Below are 16,960 nucleotides of genomic sequence, written 5' to 3' on the forward strand. Positions count from 1 at the left end.
GCGACGCTTGAATCAAATTGTTCGCATTAAATTATTTTAAGCTTTTCGAGCCATTGCTTGATCTCATCCTCGGTCTGGCGCGCTTTCTCATCCTTGATCATCAGCAGTTGCCCGTCCCTTTCAAGGCCGCCCCGGGTCGAATAACCTTCCAGTATCTTACTGTTCGGGCATAGCTGCCTGACTGTTTCGAACGTGCTGCCAATGCCGTAGCCACCGTTCGTATTGAATGGAATGATGGTCTTACCGCTCAAATCGTATTGTTTTAAAAAACTTTTCATCGGCGGCGGTAGCTGCATCCCCCAGGTCGGAAAACCGACAAAGACCACATCGTACTGGCCGATACTATCAATTTTAGTTTTCAAAGGCGGCAGATATCCCGACTGGTTTTCACTGGCTACCTGCGCGACAGTTGCCTGATAATTCTCAGGATACGGCTTTTCCAGCTCAATTGCTACCAGTTTTCCACCTACGGTCTTCTGGATCATTTCCGCAACTGCCTTGGTATTCTTCGTGCGGGATAAATAGACGATCAGGATCTTGCCAGCTGCTTTCTCAGGACCCGTTTCAGCATCGATCCGCTCCGTTTGAGTAGAAGAGCAAGCCGAAACCAAAAACAAAAAAGCCAGCAGCAGGTGTGCTAATGGAGCGGTTAGTTTCATGTTTTCTGATCTGTTTATTATCCACCCACCTTGGTAAATGAGAGTGATCCCAGTTTCCAACCTTCTTTTTGCTGCACATACACTTCCGTCACTTCAAACTCGTTGGTAACCTCCCTGCCGCCAACGATCGCTAACAGTGTAATCCTGTTCAGAAGGATAGCCGTTGATCCAATGATGTTTACAGATACTTTATGGATATCTGCCTTTTTGTAGTGAATGCCCCCGGACTTGATGATATTGACTTCCTGCTGTTTGCCCCAGGATCCGCCCATGTGAACAAAGATGGCCTTTTCATCAAAGAGCGCAGCAAGCGAGTCTGCATTCTTGTCTGCCATCCATTGCCATTTCGTTTTAGAAAGTGCAATGATTTTCTGCTCGGCGCTATTTTCAACTTGCGCGAATGCTCCCTGAGATCCTAGGATCAAGCCTGCTGCAAGCATCAGGCAGGTAAGGATTCTGGTGATTGTTTTATTTACGTTCAATTTCATTATATCCCCGGTTTTAATGTTTGATAACATGCGTATCGCGCACGCTGCTGAATGTGAGCGCCAACAGTTTCCAGTCACTGGCCTGTTTGGTATAAACCTCTGTAACAGTAAACTCTGTATTGGCTTCATTGCCCCTGACCATCGCTGAAAGCATAATCCGGCTCCAAATAATTGCCGTGTTACCCACAATCTCGACAGCAACATCTTTGACGTCTGCGTTTTTATACCAGATGCTTCCGGTCTTTATGATTTCGAGCTCTTCGTCTTTTTTCCAGGTGCCGCTCATATGGACAAATTTTGCTTTGTCATCAAAGAGTTTGGCCAGCTCGTCCACGTTCTTATCAGCCATCCATTGCCACTTCTTTTTTGAAAGCTCAATGATTTGTTGCTCCTGGCCGGCTGCGCCTTGTGCAAGTGACGATTGAGTACCTGCCAGCACGAAGCATAGCCCCAAAAACGTAGCTACCAGAACAGATTTGAAAAATGATTGAGAATGCATAGGTAATAAGTTGATTTAGAGGTTAAATATTAATTTCTTGGCTCTTATAGGCTATTTGTCGTTGAGCTTTCTTTCACCCAGCCATTTCACCATATTAGGATCGCGGTGATCAAAGAAGCTACTCGCATGGGTATCCAGAGATTTAATCGCGTCCATATCTTGCGCGCTCAGCTGGAAATCAAAAATGTTCAGGTTCTCTGCCATTCTTTCTTTACGGACTGATTTGGGAATTGCAATCACCCCCCGCTGCGTGAGCCAACGGACGACTACCTGCGCGATTGTTTTGTTATATTTTTGACCAATCGAGGCTAAAAGCTCATTTTGAAACAAGCCGTTTTTACCTTCTGCGAATGGCCCCCAGGACTGGATCTGCACATTGTTTTCTTCCAGGAACTGTTGTGTCTGGATCTGCTGGTGAAAAGGGTGCGTTTCAATCTGGTTGACTGCCGGGACTATTTCGTTGTGGATGATCAGGTCAATGAGCCTGTCAGGTTGGAAGTTACTTACACCAATTGCCCTGATTTTACCCTCCTTATATAGTTCCTGCATTGCCCGCCACGCTCCATACACATCGCCGAATGGCTGGTGGATCAAATACAAGTCCAGGTAGTCCAGCTGTAACTTTTTCAGCGAAACCTCAAATGCCTTTTTGGTATCCTGGTATCCGTTGGATTGTATCCAGAGCTTTGTAGTGATAAAGAGCTCTTCCCTGGCAAGGCCACTTTTCTTTATTGCATTCCCTACGGCTTCTTCGTTTTGATAAGACGCCGCTGTATCAATCAGACGGTAACCTGTATCGATCGCGTCTAATACACTTCTCTCACATTCTGCCAGGTCCGGTACTTGAAAAACCCCGAACCCTAGAATTGGCATTTCTACGCCGTTATTCAATTTCACTGTTTCCATAGTGGTCTTTAATTTGATGATGCAAAGTTCCGCCTTCCCAAGGGCATATTTGGTATATGGATTCCCGTTTTCTCTACCAATATTCCCGGTAGAAGTTTGGGTCAAACCATTATAGGAAAGCTATGCCAGAACCGCTCTTAGTCTATTTCTCCGCAGCCTGCTGCATCACATCCAGCCGTGCTTTTTTAGGGTCGGGCCCGCCCATAGCCGAGCCGTCAGAGCGGAACTCGATGATTTCGTTTTTCCCTGGATCATAAACCGGCCACTTTGGTAAGCCCTTACCATTCGGGTCTGATGTCTTGGCAAAATTGGCCCAATACGTGTTCATCATCGTAGCAACCTGTTTGTCTGTTGGTGCAATTGTAGCTCCGTTGCGCTCGATCAGATTGTCAAAAACATAAGCGATTTCGGAAGCATGCGATGCACCAAAACGCATCCGCTGTTGCATAGCAGCTGCAACATAGGAGAAAAGATAAACGTAGGCTTTGTCACCTTTGGCTGTGACCGCACTTGCAGTAAAACGGGCTGGCTCTGCCCAAACTTTATCGGTGTTGACCATCGAAAGCATTTGAGCGAAGTCTGTTTTACCATCCGGATCATAGGCAGCAGTCATTTCCTTACGTACAGGTTCAAACTGCGCCAGCAATTCGTCCTTTGACTTTGCATTCACAAAGCCAGCCGGTACTTCTGCACTATTCGAACCAATGATGATTGGAACACGGATCTGCCTGCCTGCCTTATATGCCTGCTCGAATGTCTCTACAACCAATTTGCCGTCCAGGATCGGCCCGGCGTAAATCAGCGCCCCGCCCTGGCCATTGCTTTCTTGTCCATTATCGACAATATCTTCCACAGAAAGTGAGCGCAGTTTGTCCAAGGCTGCTGCATCCTTACCCTGGATACCATGTTTAGCAGCAAAGTTTACGCCGATTGTCTCGGCTGACACAGGATAATATTTGTCGGCATTTTCTTTACTGATCGGCCTGCTTGATAAAACGCCGTCACGGCCGCCGCCCGACTCGATAATTGCCTTTTGAAAAAGGCCTTTCGCAGACGGGATCGTCAGCAGTGAATGCACTGAAACGCCACCAGCCGATTCTCCAAAAATCGTCACATTCTTTGGATCACCACCAAATGCGGCAATATTCTGCTGCACCCATTTAAGCGCCGCGATCTGATCCATATAGGCATAGCTCCCTTTTGGCTCATTGGGATGCTCAGCGCTTAATGCAGGGAACGCAAAATGCCCGAGCCGACCCAGGCGATAATTGAAATTCACCAGAATGACGCCTTGTTTGGCAAACTGAGTGCCGAAAGTTTCAGGATAGGAACTCCCACCGCCCACAAACCCGCCTCCGTAAATCCATACCATGACAGGTAGTTTGGCTCCCAGCTTGGCTGCACTAGGCTTCCATATATTTAGAAACAGACAATCCTCCGATGTGTTTTCCCGGATCTTACCCGCCTGGCGTGGCCAGCCCGCCTGGGCACAATCGGCGCAAAATTTGGTTGCATCCTTTACGCCCTGCCATGCAGTAAATGGCTGCGGGGGCCGCCACCGGAATTCTCCAACCGGTGCTGCCGCATAGGGGATTCCTTTAAAGACATCAGCGTCTGCTTCTGTGAGCCCCCGTAAAGTTCCAGCGCTTGTCTGCACCGTAGGACTTGCGCTGGCACCTGTATTGGTTGATGTTGGCTGGGCCTGCAAACCAAAACTTAAAATGAAAGTTAAACCTGTAAGTATGTTTCTCATTTTTGGATATTTCCGCAGTTTAATTGGATTGTAAATTTCGGCTTTGCTTTCAGAGCAAATGGTATACAGATTCCCGATTTGTCTACCAATATTCCTGATTTGACTTTCCAGGTTTTCAACCGGGTAATGAATTGGGTAACTTTGGGCATATAAAATTCTCAGACTATGGAAGACATCATTCGTTTCGAAACTGTAAATCAATACAATGCATTTAACCAACAGGAAACATTGCACCCGCTGGTTACTGTGATTGATTTGTCAACCGCCAGTCCCAGAAAGAAGACCAGCCAATACATGGGCTGCTACGGGATTTTCTTAAAAGATGTCGTCTGCGGCGATCTTCGTTACGGGAAAGAATATTATGATTATCAGGAGGGCACGCTTGTCTTCATGTCTCCTGGACAGGTTTTCACTGTCGAAAATGACGGGGAGCTTTATCAACCCAAAGGCCACGCGCTCGTATTTCATCCTGATCTGCTTTTGGGAACTTCGCTGAACGGGAAGATGTATGAATTTTCGTTTTTTGGTTACCAGGTCAATGAAGCCCTGCATTTATCACAGCGTGAAAGGCAGATAGTGATGGATTGTTTTGGCAAGATCAAGTATGAGCTAGAACACGCTATTGACAAGCACAGCAGAAAACTCATTGTCGCGAATCTCGAATTGTTCCTGGACTATTGCACACGCTTTTACGATCGGCAGTTTATTACGCGCGATACCATACACCGGGGAATCCTGGCAAAATTTGAGACCCTTTTGAGCAGCTATTTCAGCTCAGAGAAACCCCAGACCATTGGCCTGCCGTCTGTCTCGTATTGTGCCGAAGAGCTCAATTTATCAGCAAAATATTTTGGTGACCTGATCAAGAAAGAAACCGGTCAGACTGCCCAGGAATACATTCAAATGAAGGTGATTGAAGCCGCCAAGGAAAGGATATTTAGTAGCGACAAAACCGTTAACGAAATTGCCTTTGAGTTGGGCTTTAAATATCCCCAGCATTTTAGCCGCCTGTTCAAACAGCGGATTGGGCAAACCCCAAATGAATACAGGATTTTAAGCAATCTCAATTAATCTAAGCCCCGCGAAATGCAGCGATCAAAAGGACTGAACCGTTTGCTGTTAGCCTTCCTGCTGACGCTTACCCACATCTTTGTAAGCGCCCAGGTAAAAGATGCCGGGTCGCCAAGCACGTCGATTTTTCCAAAAGGACAGCTGGCCCCAGCTAGCAATTTCACTGGAAAAGCATGGGTTCACCCATTGATCCAAGCTGATAGTGCTTTCAATATTCCAGTGTCTTCTGTGACCTTTGAGCCAGGTGCCAGGACATACTGGCATTCACATGGAGGCGGCCAGGGTATTATCGCTATCGACGGTGAAGGCTATTATCAGGAAAAAGGCAAACCCATTCAAGTCCTTCGAAAAGGTGATGCTGTGAAATGCCCGCCCAACACGCCGCATTGGCACGGCGCTTCTCCCGAAACCGGCTTTGTTCAAATGGCCGTGACACCTAATCATGCTAACGGAAGGGTGAAGTGGTTACAGCCGGTAACACCTGCTGAATATTCTAATACAAAGTAATTTGAATTTGAAGCAAATAATGGCGCAGTTAAGCCTTCCCTCTTGATTAGAGTGAAAGTTAAAGTTTATGTTCACTTCTAAGTCTTTTTAGTTGTTTTTGCGCCTCCTCAGCCTCCTCTCGTCGCCTACTGAAAACTTCTTCTGCTTCCTTTACGGTTAGCTCATGTGCCTCACGCTTCTGCGTTTCAAGCTCTGCCCGGTCAGGGTCTTTGTAATAAATACTATCAACTCTCGCCGTAAGTTCCGGGCTGAGCTGCCTGGCAATCCGGAATTTGAGATCAGTTTCTTTCAGCCTGCTGCTTTCGTGGTAATTGCTGATGGCCACTGCAATGCTTATAGCTGTTGATAGCAACAGCACAGCTGCCGAGATTATAAAGCCTTTCGACCGAAGGTCGAAATGATGGTGGTGCCTGACTTCTGATGCCTTTGGGACGCTTACAATTGCCTGCTTAATCTGGGAAAAGTAAGGCTCCAACTGTTGACTTGAAGTATGGTGCTCTAAATACCTTTTTAGTGCCATCAGCCTATCGGCCAGAGCCTTGTTTTGAGTCTCACTGGCCGTTTGGATTAGGTTTTCAATCGATGCGTTTTTCCTGATCACAAGTGAAAGCACTTCTTCAATGGATTCGAGTTGTTCTTCTATCTTTTTCATAAGCTTTGTCCTAAGTATTTTTTACGTTTCTTCTTTTTTGATGGGTTTGTACCCTGCTGGTCAAATTGCTGGACAGGTCGGAGCAAGTCATCCAGTATTCGATCGTCGGGGATCTGCTGTGAGAGGGTTGCGAGCCGGAATGTTTCTTGCGGGCGGGAGGACTGATATTGTAGCTGCATCTGAAACGGCTGCGCTATCGCCAGTGTCTGGTTGTGCCGGATCAACGCATCTAGCCTGCCAAAGCTTAAACTCCGATCGATCTTTGATCCTTTGAATTGCAGATCGCCTTTGGCAAAGCTGACGCCTTGGATCTCACTAGTGCCAGATTTATACTTGAAAATGGTCTCGATGCCTTGCCTTTCCAACCTGGCGCGCAGTTCATTCCAGCTTGCAGCGGTTGCGCTTGCTGATTTGATAGCATCATACAATTCATATCTGATTTTGTCTGCACCTTTAAGCTGCTGCCGGTTGACCTGCTGTTTTTCCTTACCCAAATGATATCCGTATCTGAGCGTGATCTCTTTGCAGACCTTGTGGTTCCTATCTTTCTGAAACCGGTCTGAGATGGTCTTCCCTTCGTTATTCACCCGGTTGTAGATGATATGTAGATGCGGATGGTTTTTGTCCTGGTGCTCCACAAGAATAAACTGCGTGCTCATTATCTTCATCTTTTCCATGTACTCCAAAGCACGCTGCTTGATAATGTCAGGCGATAGTCTAGCGGCATCTTCCTTACTCCAACTCAGCGAGATATGCCCGACAGCTTTTGTCAAGTCCGGATTGACTTTCCTTTGCATGTTGAAATCCTGGATCATAGCTCGGACTTCACCTGTTCTTACACCTTCGGCCATTAACAGAGTGGCCTCCTACTTTTCTATCACATACCGGACTAAACCACCGAAATTGCTTCCAATCGTTACCTTACCGATCATCGATACTAAGCTGTTTTAAGGTTAGATCGATTTCTAAAAGCAGCTCCTTGCAACATTGCCTAATGAATGTCAAACCTTCCTTATGGGCAAGGTGCGTAAGCTGGTTCAGGTTGTTGGCCATACCGGTTAGTGTCCGCAGATACCTGAGGTCATCGGGTTTGAGCCTGGCGATTACTTTTGCTTTCTTAGCAGCTTGTCTGAACCAGGCGCTTGGTTTCATGCCTGCATCCTTGGCTTTTTCTTCGATCAAGAAACGCTCGGTTTCGGTCAGCCTAACCATAAGCTGGCTCTGCCGTTTTATTTTTTTTGGTGGCCTGCCGCCTTTGGGATTGTAGGGCTTTGGGCCTTTGATTTCTGTCTTTTCCATCTCACATTCCATTATCTGTTTTAAACCTTTTGCGACCACCGGGAGAAAAAGGCAAGTTCCAGTCACGCGGGAGCGGGACGGGTTTTTGCGAAGCGAAAACACAAACTTGCTCTCTGAAGACTCTTACAAATGCAGCCCGCCAGACTTTTTGAAAGTCTGCTGCTTTTTGATCTGTTTTTCGTACGATTTGCTTGACATTAGAAGCTCATTTAGATCCTTGTGGTTTTGATAAATGCCCGAGGCGTCCACGCACTTTAGTCCTGCATCCTGATATTTTTCCAATAGCTTTTTCCCCGCTTCGTCCCGGTCTGGATAGATGAAAGCGGTCCGGTAATCTTTGAGAATATCCAGGCTCCGGTCTGCCAGACTGACAGAATTAAGCACGAGAAAATCGCTGTGGACCGGCGTGTGTTTTCGCAGTGTTAAAAGAGAAAGGAAATCCATGAAGCCTTCCAATACACACACTGACTTGTGCCCGCTATTGATATGGGTAATGTCCTTTGGGGATGACGAGCCCTTGAAGTGTGAGCTTCTGAGCTCATAGCCTCCTGAGCGGTTTTCGAAGCCGGCGGCATAGTAGCTCTTGTCTCCAACCTGGTAGTAAACCTCCTTGCAGTAAGGCCCGGCAATTGAAAGGTCAATGCCGCGCTTTTGCAAGTATTGGCTGATAGCAACGTTACTTCCCAAATCCTTTGTAGCAGTTATCTGGATCGCCGTTTGGATAGTGTCAGGGGTAACGCTACTCTGTATATGCGCAGCCCTTGCAGCGAACAGTTGCGGGTGAAATAACAAATGTTCAGATTCAAGTTTTTGCAGCAATGCTTTTGTATCGCATTGGAAAAGGTGGCGGCCCAAGTCAATGATATCGCCTCCCTGGCCGGTGCCGTGGTCATAGTAAAGGTTCAATTTCGCATTGACCTTGAATGATGGCGTCTTCTCATAGCGCAAAGGCGAGAGATACCAATAGTCCTGGCCGCGGACGTATTGGGGATGGATCTTACAGTTTTGCAGGAGTTCGACAATGGAAATCTCCCTGGCTTGTTCACAAGTCATAGTGATCGTTTTGATGCTGAATGAATGGATCTCAAAAACCGCGGTTTCTACGGGGTTAATGCACCTTGTTTTTTGATGATTTGATGAAAATTGTATTTAAGCAATTGAAAACAAGTTGGTTATAGCTCATCAGGACTTCATCATTTTCATCAACTTTTTGTCCTTTCAACCGCAAACCTTCATCGTATTTGCATTTTGATGAAGCTTTGATGAACATTTGATGAATGATAGTGTATTCACAACCAGTTACTTATATTCTATTTTCATCAAATCATCAGTTTGTCAAGCTGGCCCTGGTCAATTTGATAGTAGCGCCCACGGTGCTGGCTTTCAAAGACACTGCTGTCTGAAAGTAGGGTGTACCTGGTATAGGCATTCGAATTAGGGCTGGGCTTTAAGCCCCACTCGGTCTGCAATACGCGCTTGATCTGTGTAGAATCAATACCGCGCATTCCGCGCGTGGCAAGCCAGTTCAATGCGTCAGCTGTGCAAAAACATAACTTCGAAAGATCTCGGGCATCCATCACGTATTGAAGTGCCTCTATTAATTCAAGTTCGACCCTGCTGCGGTTGCGTTTGATCAGCTTTTTGAGCGCAGGTGTTTGGATCTGTCTGACATCAAACCACATCCTGGACTGGTTGTTGCTCCAAAGCGGGCGATTGAGCAAGAAATCAAGAAATGCCGGGATCTCTGACTGCAACTCGGCGAGCAAGCGGATGTTTTCTTTTGCAAAAGGCTGGATTTTTCTGACCCAGTACCGGGTCTCACCTGGCTCGATGAAGACGAAACTGTCCTCATTATTGGAACAAAGCACGAACTTACCAAAGAACTCCACTTCGTTGCGGTCCTTGCCCTTAGCCTCGGACTTATATTTAAGCGCCGTACTCAGGTTTTTGATCCTTTCACTATCCTGCTTTCGTTCCAGGAACGTCTCGTCGATTGCAATGATCAATGCCGATACCCAGTCATCATTGAAGTTCGAGCTGAATTCTTCATTGGTGTTAACGGTCATATTCCGGCCGAAAATCGATTTAAGGAAATTAAGAAAGGTGGTTTTTCCCGTGCTCCGTTCCCTGCTGACCAGACAAAGGATGGGCAGCTTCTGAAGGGGATTTTTCAAAAGCAACGTCAGGTAGTCCAGCCCAAGTTCGTACTGGTCCCCAAAGATATGCCTCATGAATTCTTGACATGTTTCACATTTTCCTGCCTTAGCCTCATGCTCAAAGGGGTGGTAAAGGTTATAAAACTTACCGACAACCTGTTGGAAACCGAAATGATCGGGGAACAGGCAGAAACCGTGCAGCTTGGGAATCTCTGAAACGAAATCCCTCCCATAATCGGCTTTGATGCATTCGACTGACCAAAGGGACAATTTACTTTCAAATGACCCGTCCAGATTTGGACGGTCAACGAGTTTGTAATAGCTGGTCCCAATTCGGACGTATCCGGTCCTTGTTATTGCAGTTGCAATATCTTGCTCGTGTTTGGCTTTCATGACAAGGAGGGTTTATCGGTTTGACCGGAGCCATTCGATCAGCTCTTTGCGGAAGAAAATATTTCGGCTGCCACTTTTGTGAAAGGGGATCTTGCCTTGTGAGCAGTAGGCATAGACCGTCTGCTTTGATTTTTTCACCAGCAATGCGGCTTCCTCGATCTCCATGGGGTGTTCGGTATCGTCGGCTATCTTTCTAGTGATCACGCGCTCTACGACTGTCTCAATCAGCGGCTCGGATACATTGAGCAGTGCTTTCTCGACAAGTCTCTGGACAAGGCCGTCAAATGTCGTCTCTTCCTCCCGGTAGGTGCTTTTGGTAATGTTTGATGGGTAAGTTTTCATTTTGGCAATTGTTAATAGTGGTTGAAAAACAATTGCAAATGAAATTCGTAAAAGCCTTAAAATTGGTCATCTGACATGACAAGAGACCCGACATTGATAAACAGAAGTAAATAATGGATTAGTCGGGCAACCTGGAAGCATCTACCGAGGCGGTCACTTCATTGTAGAAAGCCCAGGCAACGTCGTTTCTGTCTTTGTTTTCAAGCTGGGTTATAAAATCTGTGACTGCCAGATCAGATAGGATGTTGCGCCCAAACCGGATTGAAAAGCTGGCAGTATAGATATCAACCCGTTCCAGTTGGGTGCAATCGAAGAACCGCTCGCTAATCACACCGAGGTGCTTTAAAATGTAGGGTAATGCAAGGATGTGGGTGAGTTTATTAAATGTGTTTTTCCTGGGGACGAAATGAGACGGGCTGTTTAAGATGCCGCGCTGGCAGAGCTGCCCTTTGAAGCTTTCTACGTCCACGCCTTTCAGGTAACTGTACATGTCGCCTGCAGGACTTTTAATAGGCCGATATACGGGAGCAGCAGGGGCGGAAGTTGTCGCCGGGATGTTTTGGAGCTGGGCTGTATGTTGAGCAAGATCGATGGCCCGTTGCCAAAACCTAAGTCCCATTCGTGGGTACTTGCTATACCCATCAACAGGATAGAATTTGCTTTCGGCTGTGCGGAGCTTAATAAGATGTTCAACGACTTGCTTGGGACCAAGCTTATCCAGTATCAGCTGCCAGGATTCGATCCAATAATCAAATAGTGAGACATTATTAAACGAAGCGGGGTGACCATAAATGACATAATACAGGACTTCCCGAAGTTCTGTCCTGTTAAAATCAGGATCATCCTTTCCGAAAAAAGTAATTCCGGAAATGCGCTCGGAGAACACAGCAAGTTCGCTTTCCCTGGAAGTAGTGAAATCGCCAATGTTTTCTGACCGGAGATGAATTAATGCGGCCCATTCCACTAGCAGCTCGCCAAGTTGTTTGATAACGGCTTCCAGCTCGATGCCCCAATTTTGAAGAATTGTGCATTCGCTTGTTGCAAACTCGGTAATGCTGGGATCATCCTCATTGAAAAACCGGAAAAACCCATTGCTTTCCAGTAGAGCCAATCTTTCGGGAACAATATCCATCGTTAAAAATTCAAAAGGCGGCTAGTGATCGTTTTTAGACGTTCGTCTTCAATACTTCCTACGTAGCCCTCTGTGGTGGTGATACTTTTGTGGCCGGTCATCGATTTGATCTCCATGAGTGTACCACCTTCCGAGATCAGTTTAGTTACAAAGCTATGGCGCGCCACGTAGGTCGTTATCTCTTTTTCAATTTTAAGCTTCTCACCAATGCGCCGCATGTATTTGTTGATTTGCTTAACGAGCTGCTGCACCGCCCTTTTCACTTTTAATGAATCCATACTTTCGTCCAGCACGGGGAAAATATAATTTTCATCAATAGGTGCATTGCCCCATTCCTCTATAATCTGTTTCATTCTAGGCAACAAGTGCACTTCTATCAGCGTACTCTCGCGGTTGGTTCTTTTTGTTTTTTCACGCACAAAAACGACACGATCAGACCTAAGATTGGCATATTTGAGCCTTGCCATATCGGTTGGGTTCATTCCGTTCCCCATGTACATGAAGAGCCAGTATGCCAGGTACCGTTGTTCGAACTGGTCAGGTTCATAATTGATGATTTTACGCAGATCTTCATTAGATAAAGCGCGTTTAGAATTCTTCTTGGTAGGGATTACATAGCGGCGAGGGCCAAATGGATACTCCTCCATTTTTCGCTTGTCGCTATCGATCATAATATTGACCACAGCACGTAGGTTCCGCAAATAAAATCCCACCGTAGTCAACGTGGCCCCATTGTCAACCATCCACTTCTCGTAGGCCCGCAGAAAACGGACATTGATGCTTCCTAATGGAAGCTTCTTTTTTGCGTGAAACTTCTTAAAACTTGTTAGGGCATTTTCGTAGGTGATCGCGGTCCCTATTCTGTCTTCGGATTTCAACGAAGCGATCTTTTCTTCGATCGCTTCGAAAACATCGTCCGAATCAGTAGAAGGCCGGTGGGCAGCCCGGTCCTCAAAAAGATCGCAGCTAAAAACCTTCATCTGGGCGATGATTTGATTGGCGTCATTGACGTGCTTATTCAGACTCTTGCTGACTGCTAAAAGCTGCGCGTACTCCTTTGTCCCAATGTATTTTTTTGCCCGCAGAAGCTCACAATCACGCTGCCTTACAAAATCTTCCTCAGTCATGTCCTGACCCGTTGGGTAGTACTTGGATTCACGGCGGTACGTGATTCGAAGTTTTACCGGAAACAATCCTTCTTTTTTTGCAAACCTTTTATCCAGGATGAGTGCCAATTTCGGGGCTGATGCTACCATACTGCAAGATCTTACCGTCAAAAATTTGCAAACAATTTGCAAACAATTTCAATAAATATAGGTAAACAGTAGTAAACTAAAAAATAAAAAACATCGAAATTAGCCCGTATGGGCACTTTAACTTATAGGCATTTACCGCCATTTACCACTTTTCGCTGACTTGTAATCAGTAGGTCGTTGGTTCGATCCCGACTGGGGGCTCTTGAAAATGCGGTTCGCCGCTCCGAAGCACTTAGCATTAATTTGCTAAGTGCTTTTTGCTTTACTTGCAATAAAAGTTGCAATAGTTTTTTCAAGGAGAAGCTGTGTCGACCGGTCAGTTGTACGCATGCTGTTGATAATTGATATAGTGGCTGTCTCTTTTTATGACCCTAGAAAATTCACTCAATAGAATGACATCTCCGTTTGCGAGCTCGTCAAGGATCAGATCAATCTTATGGTCGCGGCAGGAAACTCTTCCGGAGACCCTCAACTTAACGAACTGGACTTTTCTAAATTATTCTCGTTGTCCAGGTGTAGTATGTCGGCTTTGTTCTTTTCAAGATCTTGGTCCAGTGTAAACTCACGTAATTATGAGCAATTTCGGTTTATTTCTGAGCGATTAGATGAAAACCTGATTCAAGTACTTATTTTATAATGATAGCAATGTAATACCACACCCTTTTCACTAAATTATCCTTACCATTTATATGAACGTTTATTTGATAATAAATTTACACTAGTTTTACCAAGGAAGCATGCCGGGCAAAGCCTGAAATTCGGGCAGTTTGACCGGCTCGATTTTACGGAGCGCTGCGAGAAACCTTTTGACCGAACGTTTGGCTTGACGTGTGCTAACTGAAACCTTCCCCTACAGGAAAGTAATGCTGAACGGAATAGTAGTGGAGCGCGCCGATATGATTGTGGCGAGCCAAGCCATTAGGGTAAACAAGCCAAAGAGCAGAGCCAGGCTGTCGAGCAGAACAAAAGGGAAAAGAAGGAGCTGGTGCAGCAGCCGGAAATTAAGCGCCGACAAGAACAGCAAAAAAATGCGTGTTTTCGGGTTTGGTATGTGAAAATAATTCCAACCAGCAACTGATCGGATGGATCTTGAAACATTAGACGCTAGACTATACGGGAAATACTATAAGTTTCGCATATTTTAGAGTTGCAGAGCATTTAAAAGAGGGCAACGTGCAGACAACGAAACAAGAATATAGGCTATTTCTGAATTGCAATTTCAATGGATTAAGACTTAGGCAGCCATTATTTTATAATTGGGAATTTGGCCTTCGGTTTGACTTGCAAGTCGACGAGACAAGCACTGATGAATATTTTAGAGAAGTTACAAGAAGAGCCTCAATAATTTTCAAAACTGCATTTGACAAGTCTGATACCATATTTCTAGTATTTATGGACTACCAATGTAGACGAAGAAAAATAAGGTTTAGAAACTATATATTTAAGCAGGTTAGTAATCTTAAGAAAACCGAAGTTTTATACTCAAAAGAAAAAGGACTTTATCAACCAGATGGCAACTTCGATGTTGCTATTATTAAATTAACTGCAGACAGAATAAATTACGAGAATATCTTAACTGCAATTGGACACTCAGACTTCCCTCCAAGACAGCCAAGGCTCGACAATAGTGGCTTTTTAACAAGCAAGGAAGTTTACTTTATAAACATTGAGAAAAAACTTATTTTTCATATGTATGATGATAGAGGGCTTGATATTGTTGCAACAGACAAAGAAACGTTAAGGCCCATATATAAAGGACATAATGACTTGATACTTGGCTATGATAGGGAGCGAATTGACAAGCAATTTGAATGAAAAAGAAAGAGGTTAATTGAAAACTACAATCTCTCTGCACTTGTTTATGACGCAATTACCATAACAAAACCCAGAAAGGCGCCTTTGAGTTTTATAACACTTTTTATGTTAAACAACAAAACACAGAACAATTGGGTGACAGGCGTTTTGGGAAAGTTCTTTGAATAGTGCAAGAACACGGGGCTTTGCCCATTGCGTTCCGGAGCAGATGGTACAAGTGAAGCGTCTCGTAATGTAAGCTTTACTTAATTTTAACCGATTCTATAATCTGCATGAATGTATTTTCATTACGGCTTCTGCCCAAAAGTGTCAATTTGATTACCCCTAAATTATAATAGATCCCGATCAAGCCTTCGCCAGGTTTTCTTGGCTTCACCATCTTTGTTGGGTAACCATCCCGATTACTTTCTGTAATAATATGCGTTTTTGCTGTTTCAGCAGTAAATCTATAAGAGTACATACCATAATCGTATGTCAGAGTATCCTTGCCATCGGTAACACCTCCCACCTTAGAATCGTAGCCCTGGGCGCTGAATTCTTTCCATTTTGAAGGTGCTTCAAGTGTGAATGTGTCGAAATCAAATGTTTTCCATTCGCTTCTTGGTTCTTCGTTATTGCAGGCCAGCATTAGGCAACAAATTGTCAGAAATACAATGGTTTTCATAACATCTGGTTTAATGGTTTTTGTAAAGAAGCAGTTTTTAATCAAATAGTTGCAGCACAGAGATTTACTTACTAATTCTCTTGCAATTGTCGTAAATAACCTCCATTTCGTGTGACAGATTTTATGTTAATAAGAAGACACAGAACAGGAGGGTCTTTGGCTTTTTGGCGAAGTTCTAGGGATGTACAAGGAGAAGGGACTTTTCCCATTGCGTTCCGGAGCCACGGCTACACCAGTTGAGTTGATTGAGAGCCCGTGAGCATATTGCTCTGCATCACTTTCCAGCTTTCTGCGGTCGATATATTGAGATAATCAAGGGAGATAAAGTCATTTACATACGGTAAATGCTGCTCTTATTGACACATTTTGCCTTTCTAAATTTGTCTTCACACCATTGGGCATTAAATCGCCTCGATACCTTTTAACAAGTGGTGTTCCCAAAAAATACTGATATTCTGCTGATACTGCCCATCTTCCCTGCTTTACACCGGCTGCGACTACGAGGGCGGGGTTTATGTTATTAAGAATAGTTGGTTTCCACGTTTCATTTTTATAGCGCCAATATTCATTTTTGAATCGAATTAGCCTGTCTGCTTTTAGTCCACCATCAACAAACAGTTTTACGCTTGAATTATTTGAGAAATACTTTCTTAAATGAATCGCAAGGGAAAGATAATGATGGGTTTCCTTAAAATCAGATTTACTGCCCGATTTCTGTATTCCTCCTGTAAGGATATTGTCTTGGACATGAACAAACTCATAACCGACTGACGGGACCAATGCCCATGTTGAGAATAGCTTTCTTTCCGCCCATAACGCTCCACCAAAATTTACCCACGAAGTTGCTGCATAGGTGTAAGTTGATAGTATTTCATTTTGATACTTCGAAATTTGGGTGACTTTAAATCGCTCAGATGTTAATCCTGCCAATGCACCATAGTTCCATTTTTTGACCTTTTGAGAGTATGTAGGATAAGGGATCGCAATTTGCAACAATAGCATAGCAGCTAAACTATAGAGAAGATTTCTATTCATAGGAAAGGCTTTACACTAAAAGTTCATGAACACTATCAAGAAATGGAATATGTTAATTGACAATAATAAAAAAGTCTCATTCGGCTTTGGCCTATCTGTCATCTTATTTTAACTGTCTTACGCAGAGTATTTTGTAAATATAAGAGAATTAAAGAAGAGTGTATATTACTCAAATACAAATTGTGCCCGCCTCGATGTCATCTCAAAAAGCGTCCCTTTATCACAACTAGACAATGGGTCAACTACTATATTCTTAGTTGTACAAAATTTGTCTTAAATGCCCATCTCAAATTCAATGTTGCTTGCAGTCAACCTTGACCGAGCTAATGAGAC

Annotated in this window: 19 protein-coding genes; 4 read left to right on the top strand and 15 right to left on the bottom strand. The window is 44.6% G+C overall.

Annotation, left to right across the window (positions count from 1 at the left end):
- Positions 1–26: 26 nt before the first annotated feature.
- The 5 genes from LZG74_RS19675 to LZG74_RS19695 form a co-directional block, all read right to left on the bottom strand.
- The gene (locus LZG74_RS19675) at positions 27–659 is read right to left on the bottom strand and encodes a flavodoxin (protein WP_233798214.1); all 633 of its coding nucleotides are present in this window, start codon (positions 657–659) and stop codon (positions 27–29) included.
- Between the two features lie 17 nt (positions 660–676).
- Positions 677–1,147: a nuclear transport factor 2 family protein gene (locus LZG74_RS19680; protein ID WP_233798215.1), complete on the bottom strand. Its 471-nt coding sequence runs from the start codon at positions 1,145–1,147 to the stop codon at positions 677–679.
- A gap of 13 nt (positions 1,148–1,160) precedes the next feature.
- Positions 1,161–1,646 (bottom strand): nuclear transport factor 2 family protein, encoded by a 486-nt coding sequence (locus LZG74_RS19685; protein ID WP_233798216.1) that lies wholly within the window; start codon positions 1,644–1,646, stop codon positions 1,161–1,163.
- 51 nt (positions 1,647–1,697) lie between these two features.
- Positions 1,698–2,552, bottom strand: coding sequence for an aldo/keto reductase (locus LZG74_RS19690; RefSeq protein WP_233798217.1), 855 nt, complete (start codon positions 2,550–2,552; stop codon positions 1,698–1,700).
- A gap of 142 nt (positions 2,553–2,694) precedes the next feature.
- Positions 2,695–4,305, bottom strand: a complete 1,611-nt coding sequence (locus LZG74_RS19695) for a carboxylesterase/lipase family protein (protein ID WP_233798218.1) — start codon at positions 4,303–4,305, stop codon at positions 2,695–2,697.
- A 165-nt stretch (positions 4,306–4,470) separates the two neighbouring features.
- On the opposite strand from LZG74_RS19695, the gene LZG74_RS19700 reads away from it, so the two are divergent.
- Both LZG74_RS19700 and LZG74_RS19705 read left to right on the top strand, forming a co-directional pair.
- Positions 4,471–5,376, top strand: coding sequence for an AraC family transcriptional regulator (locus tag LZG74_RS19700; RefSeq protein WP_233798219.1), 906 nt, complete (start codon positions 4,471–4,473; stop codon positions 5,374–5,376).
- Positions 5,377–5,391: 15 nt separating this feature from the next.
- The gene (locus LZG74_RS19705; protein ID WP_233798220.1) at positions 5,392–5,883 is read left to right on the top strand and encodes a cupin domain-containing protein; all 492 of its coding nucleotides are present in this window, start codon (positions 5,392–5,394) and stop codon (positions 5,881–5,883) included.
- 58 nt (positions 5,884–5,941) lie between these two features.
- Here the strand turns inward: LZG74_RS19705 and LZG74_RS19710 are convergent, their stop codons facing one another.
- The 8 genes from LZG74_RS19710 to LZG74_RS19745 form a co-directional block, all read right to left on the bottom strand.
- Complete coding sequence (locus tag LZG74_RS19710) at positions 5,942–6,535, bottom strand: hypothetical protein (protein ID WP_233798221.1); 594 nt, start codon at positions 6,533–6,535, stop codon at positions 5,942–5,944.
- Entirely contained in the window at positions 6,532–7,386 is an 855-nt protein-coding gene (locus tag LZG74_RS19715) for a relaxase/mobilization nuclease domain-containing protein (protein WP_255699429.1), read from the bottom strand. Before LZG74_RS19715 ends, LZG74_RS19710 begins: the two co-directional genes overlap by 4 nt.
- A gap of 70 nt (positions 7,387–7,456) precedes the next feature.
- Positions 7,457–7,834, bottom strand: coding sequence for a MobC family plasmid mobilization relaxosome protein (locus LZG74_RS19720; RefSeq protein WP_233798223.1), 378 nt, complete (start codon positions 7,832–7,834; stop codon positions 7,457–7,459).
- Between the two features lie 123 nt (positions 7,835–7,957).
- Positions 7,958–8,887 (bottom strand): toprim domain-containing protein, encoded by a 930-nt coding sequence (locus tag LZG74_RS19725; protein WP_233798224.1) that lies wholly within the window; start codon positions 8,885–8,887, stop codon positions 7,958–7,960.
- A 266-nt stretch (positions 8,888–9,153) separates the two neighbouring features.
- Positions 9,154–10,383, bottom strand: coding sequence for a primase-helicase family protein (locus LZG74_RS19730; protein ID WP_233798225.1), 1,230 nt, complete (start codon positions 10,381–10,383; stop codon positions 9,154–9,156).
- Between the two features lie 12 nt (positions 10,384–10,395).
- A complete protein-coding gene (locus LZG74_RS19735; protein WP_138484975.1) occupies positions 10,396–10,725 on the bottom strand; it encodes a helix-turn-helix domain-containing protein in 330 nt (109 codons plus the stop codon).
- Positions 10,726–10,843: 118 nt separating this feature from the next.
- Entirely contained in the window at positions 10,844–11,857 is a 1,014-nt protein-coding gene (locus LZG74_RS19740) for a hypothetical protein (protein ID WP_233798226.1), read from the bottom strand.
- A 2-nt stretch (positions 11,858–11,859) separates the two neighbouring features.
- Positions 11,860–13,113 (bottom strand): site-specific integrase, encoded by a 1,254-nt coding sequence (locus tag LZG74_RS19745; RefSeq protein ID WP_233798227.1) that lies wholly within the window; start codon positions 13,111–13,113, stop codon positions 11,860–11,862.
- Positions 13,114–13,976: 863 nt separating this feature from the next.
- On the opposite strand from LZG74_RS19745, the gene LZG74_RS19750 reads away from it, so the two are divergent.
- Together LZG74_RS19750 and LZG74_RS26425 are read left to right on the top strand one after the other, a co-directional pair.
- A complete protein-coding gene (locus LZG74_RS19750; protein ID WP_233798228.1) occupies positions 13,977–14,168 on the top strand; it encodes a hypothetical protein in 192 nt (63 codons plus the stop codon).
- A gap of 118 nt (positions 14,169–14,286) precedes the next feature.
- Positions 14,287–14,928 (top strand): DUF3885 domain-containing protein, encoded by a 642-nt coding sequence (locus tag LZG74_RS26425; RefSeq protein WP_233798229.1) that lies wholly within the window; start codon positions 14,287–14,289, stop codon positions 14,926–14,928.
- A 241-nt stretch (positions 14,929–15,169) separates the two neighbouring features.
- Here the strand turns inward: LZG74_RS26425 and LZG74_RS19760 are convergent, their stop codons facing one another.
- Positions 15,170–15,592, bottom strand: a complete 423-nt coding sequence (locus LZG74_RS19760; RefSeq protein WP_233798230.1) for a hypothetical protein — start codon at positions 15,590–15,592, stop codon at positions 15,170–15,172.
- Between the two features lie 327 nt (positions 15,593–15,919).
- Positions 15,920–16,627, bottom strand: a complete 708-nt coding sequence (locus tag LZG74_RS19765) for a PorT family protein (protein WP_233798231.1) — start codon at positions 16,625–16,627, stop codon at positions 15,920–15,922.
- Positions 16,628–16,960 lie beyond the last annotated feature (333 nt).

Origin of the sequence: Dyadobacter sp. CY327 (assembly GCF_021390415.1) — a bacterium.
GTDB classification, from domain to species: domain Bacteria; phylum Bacteroidota; class Bacteroidia; order Cytophagales; family Spirosomataceae; genus Dyadobacter; species Dyadobacter chenhuakuii.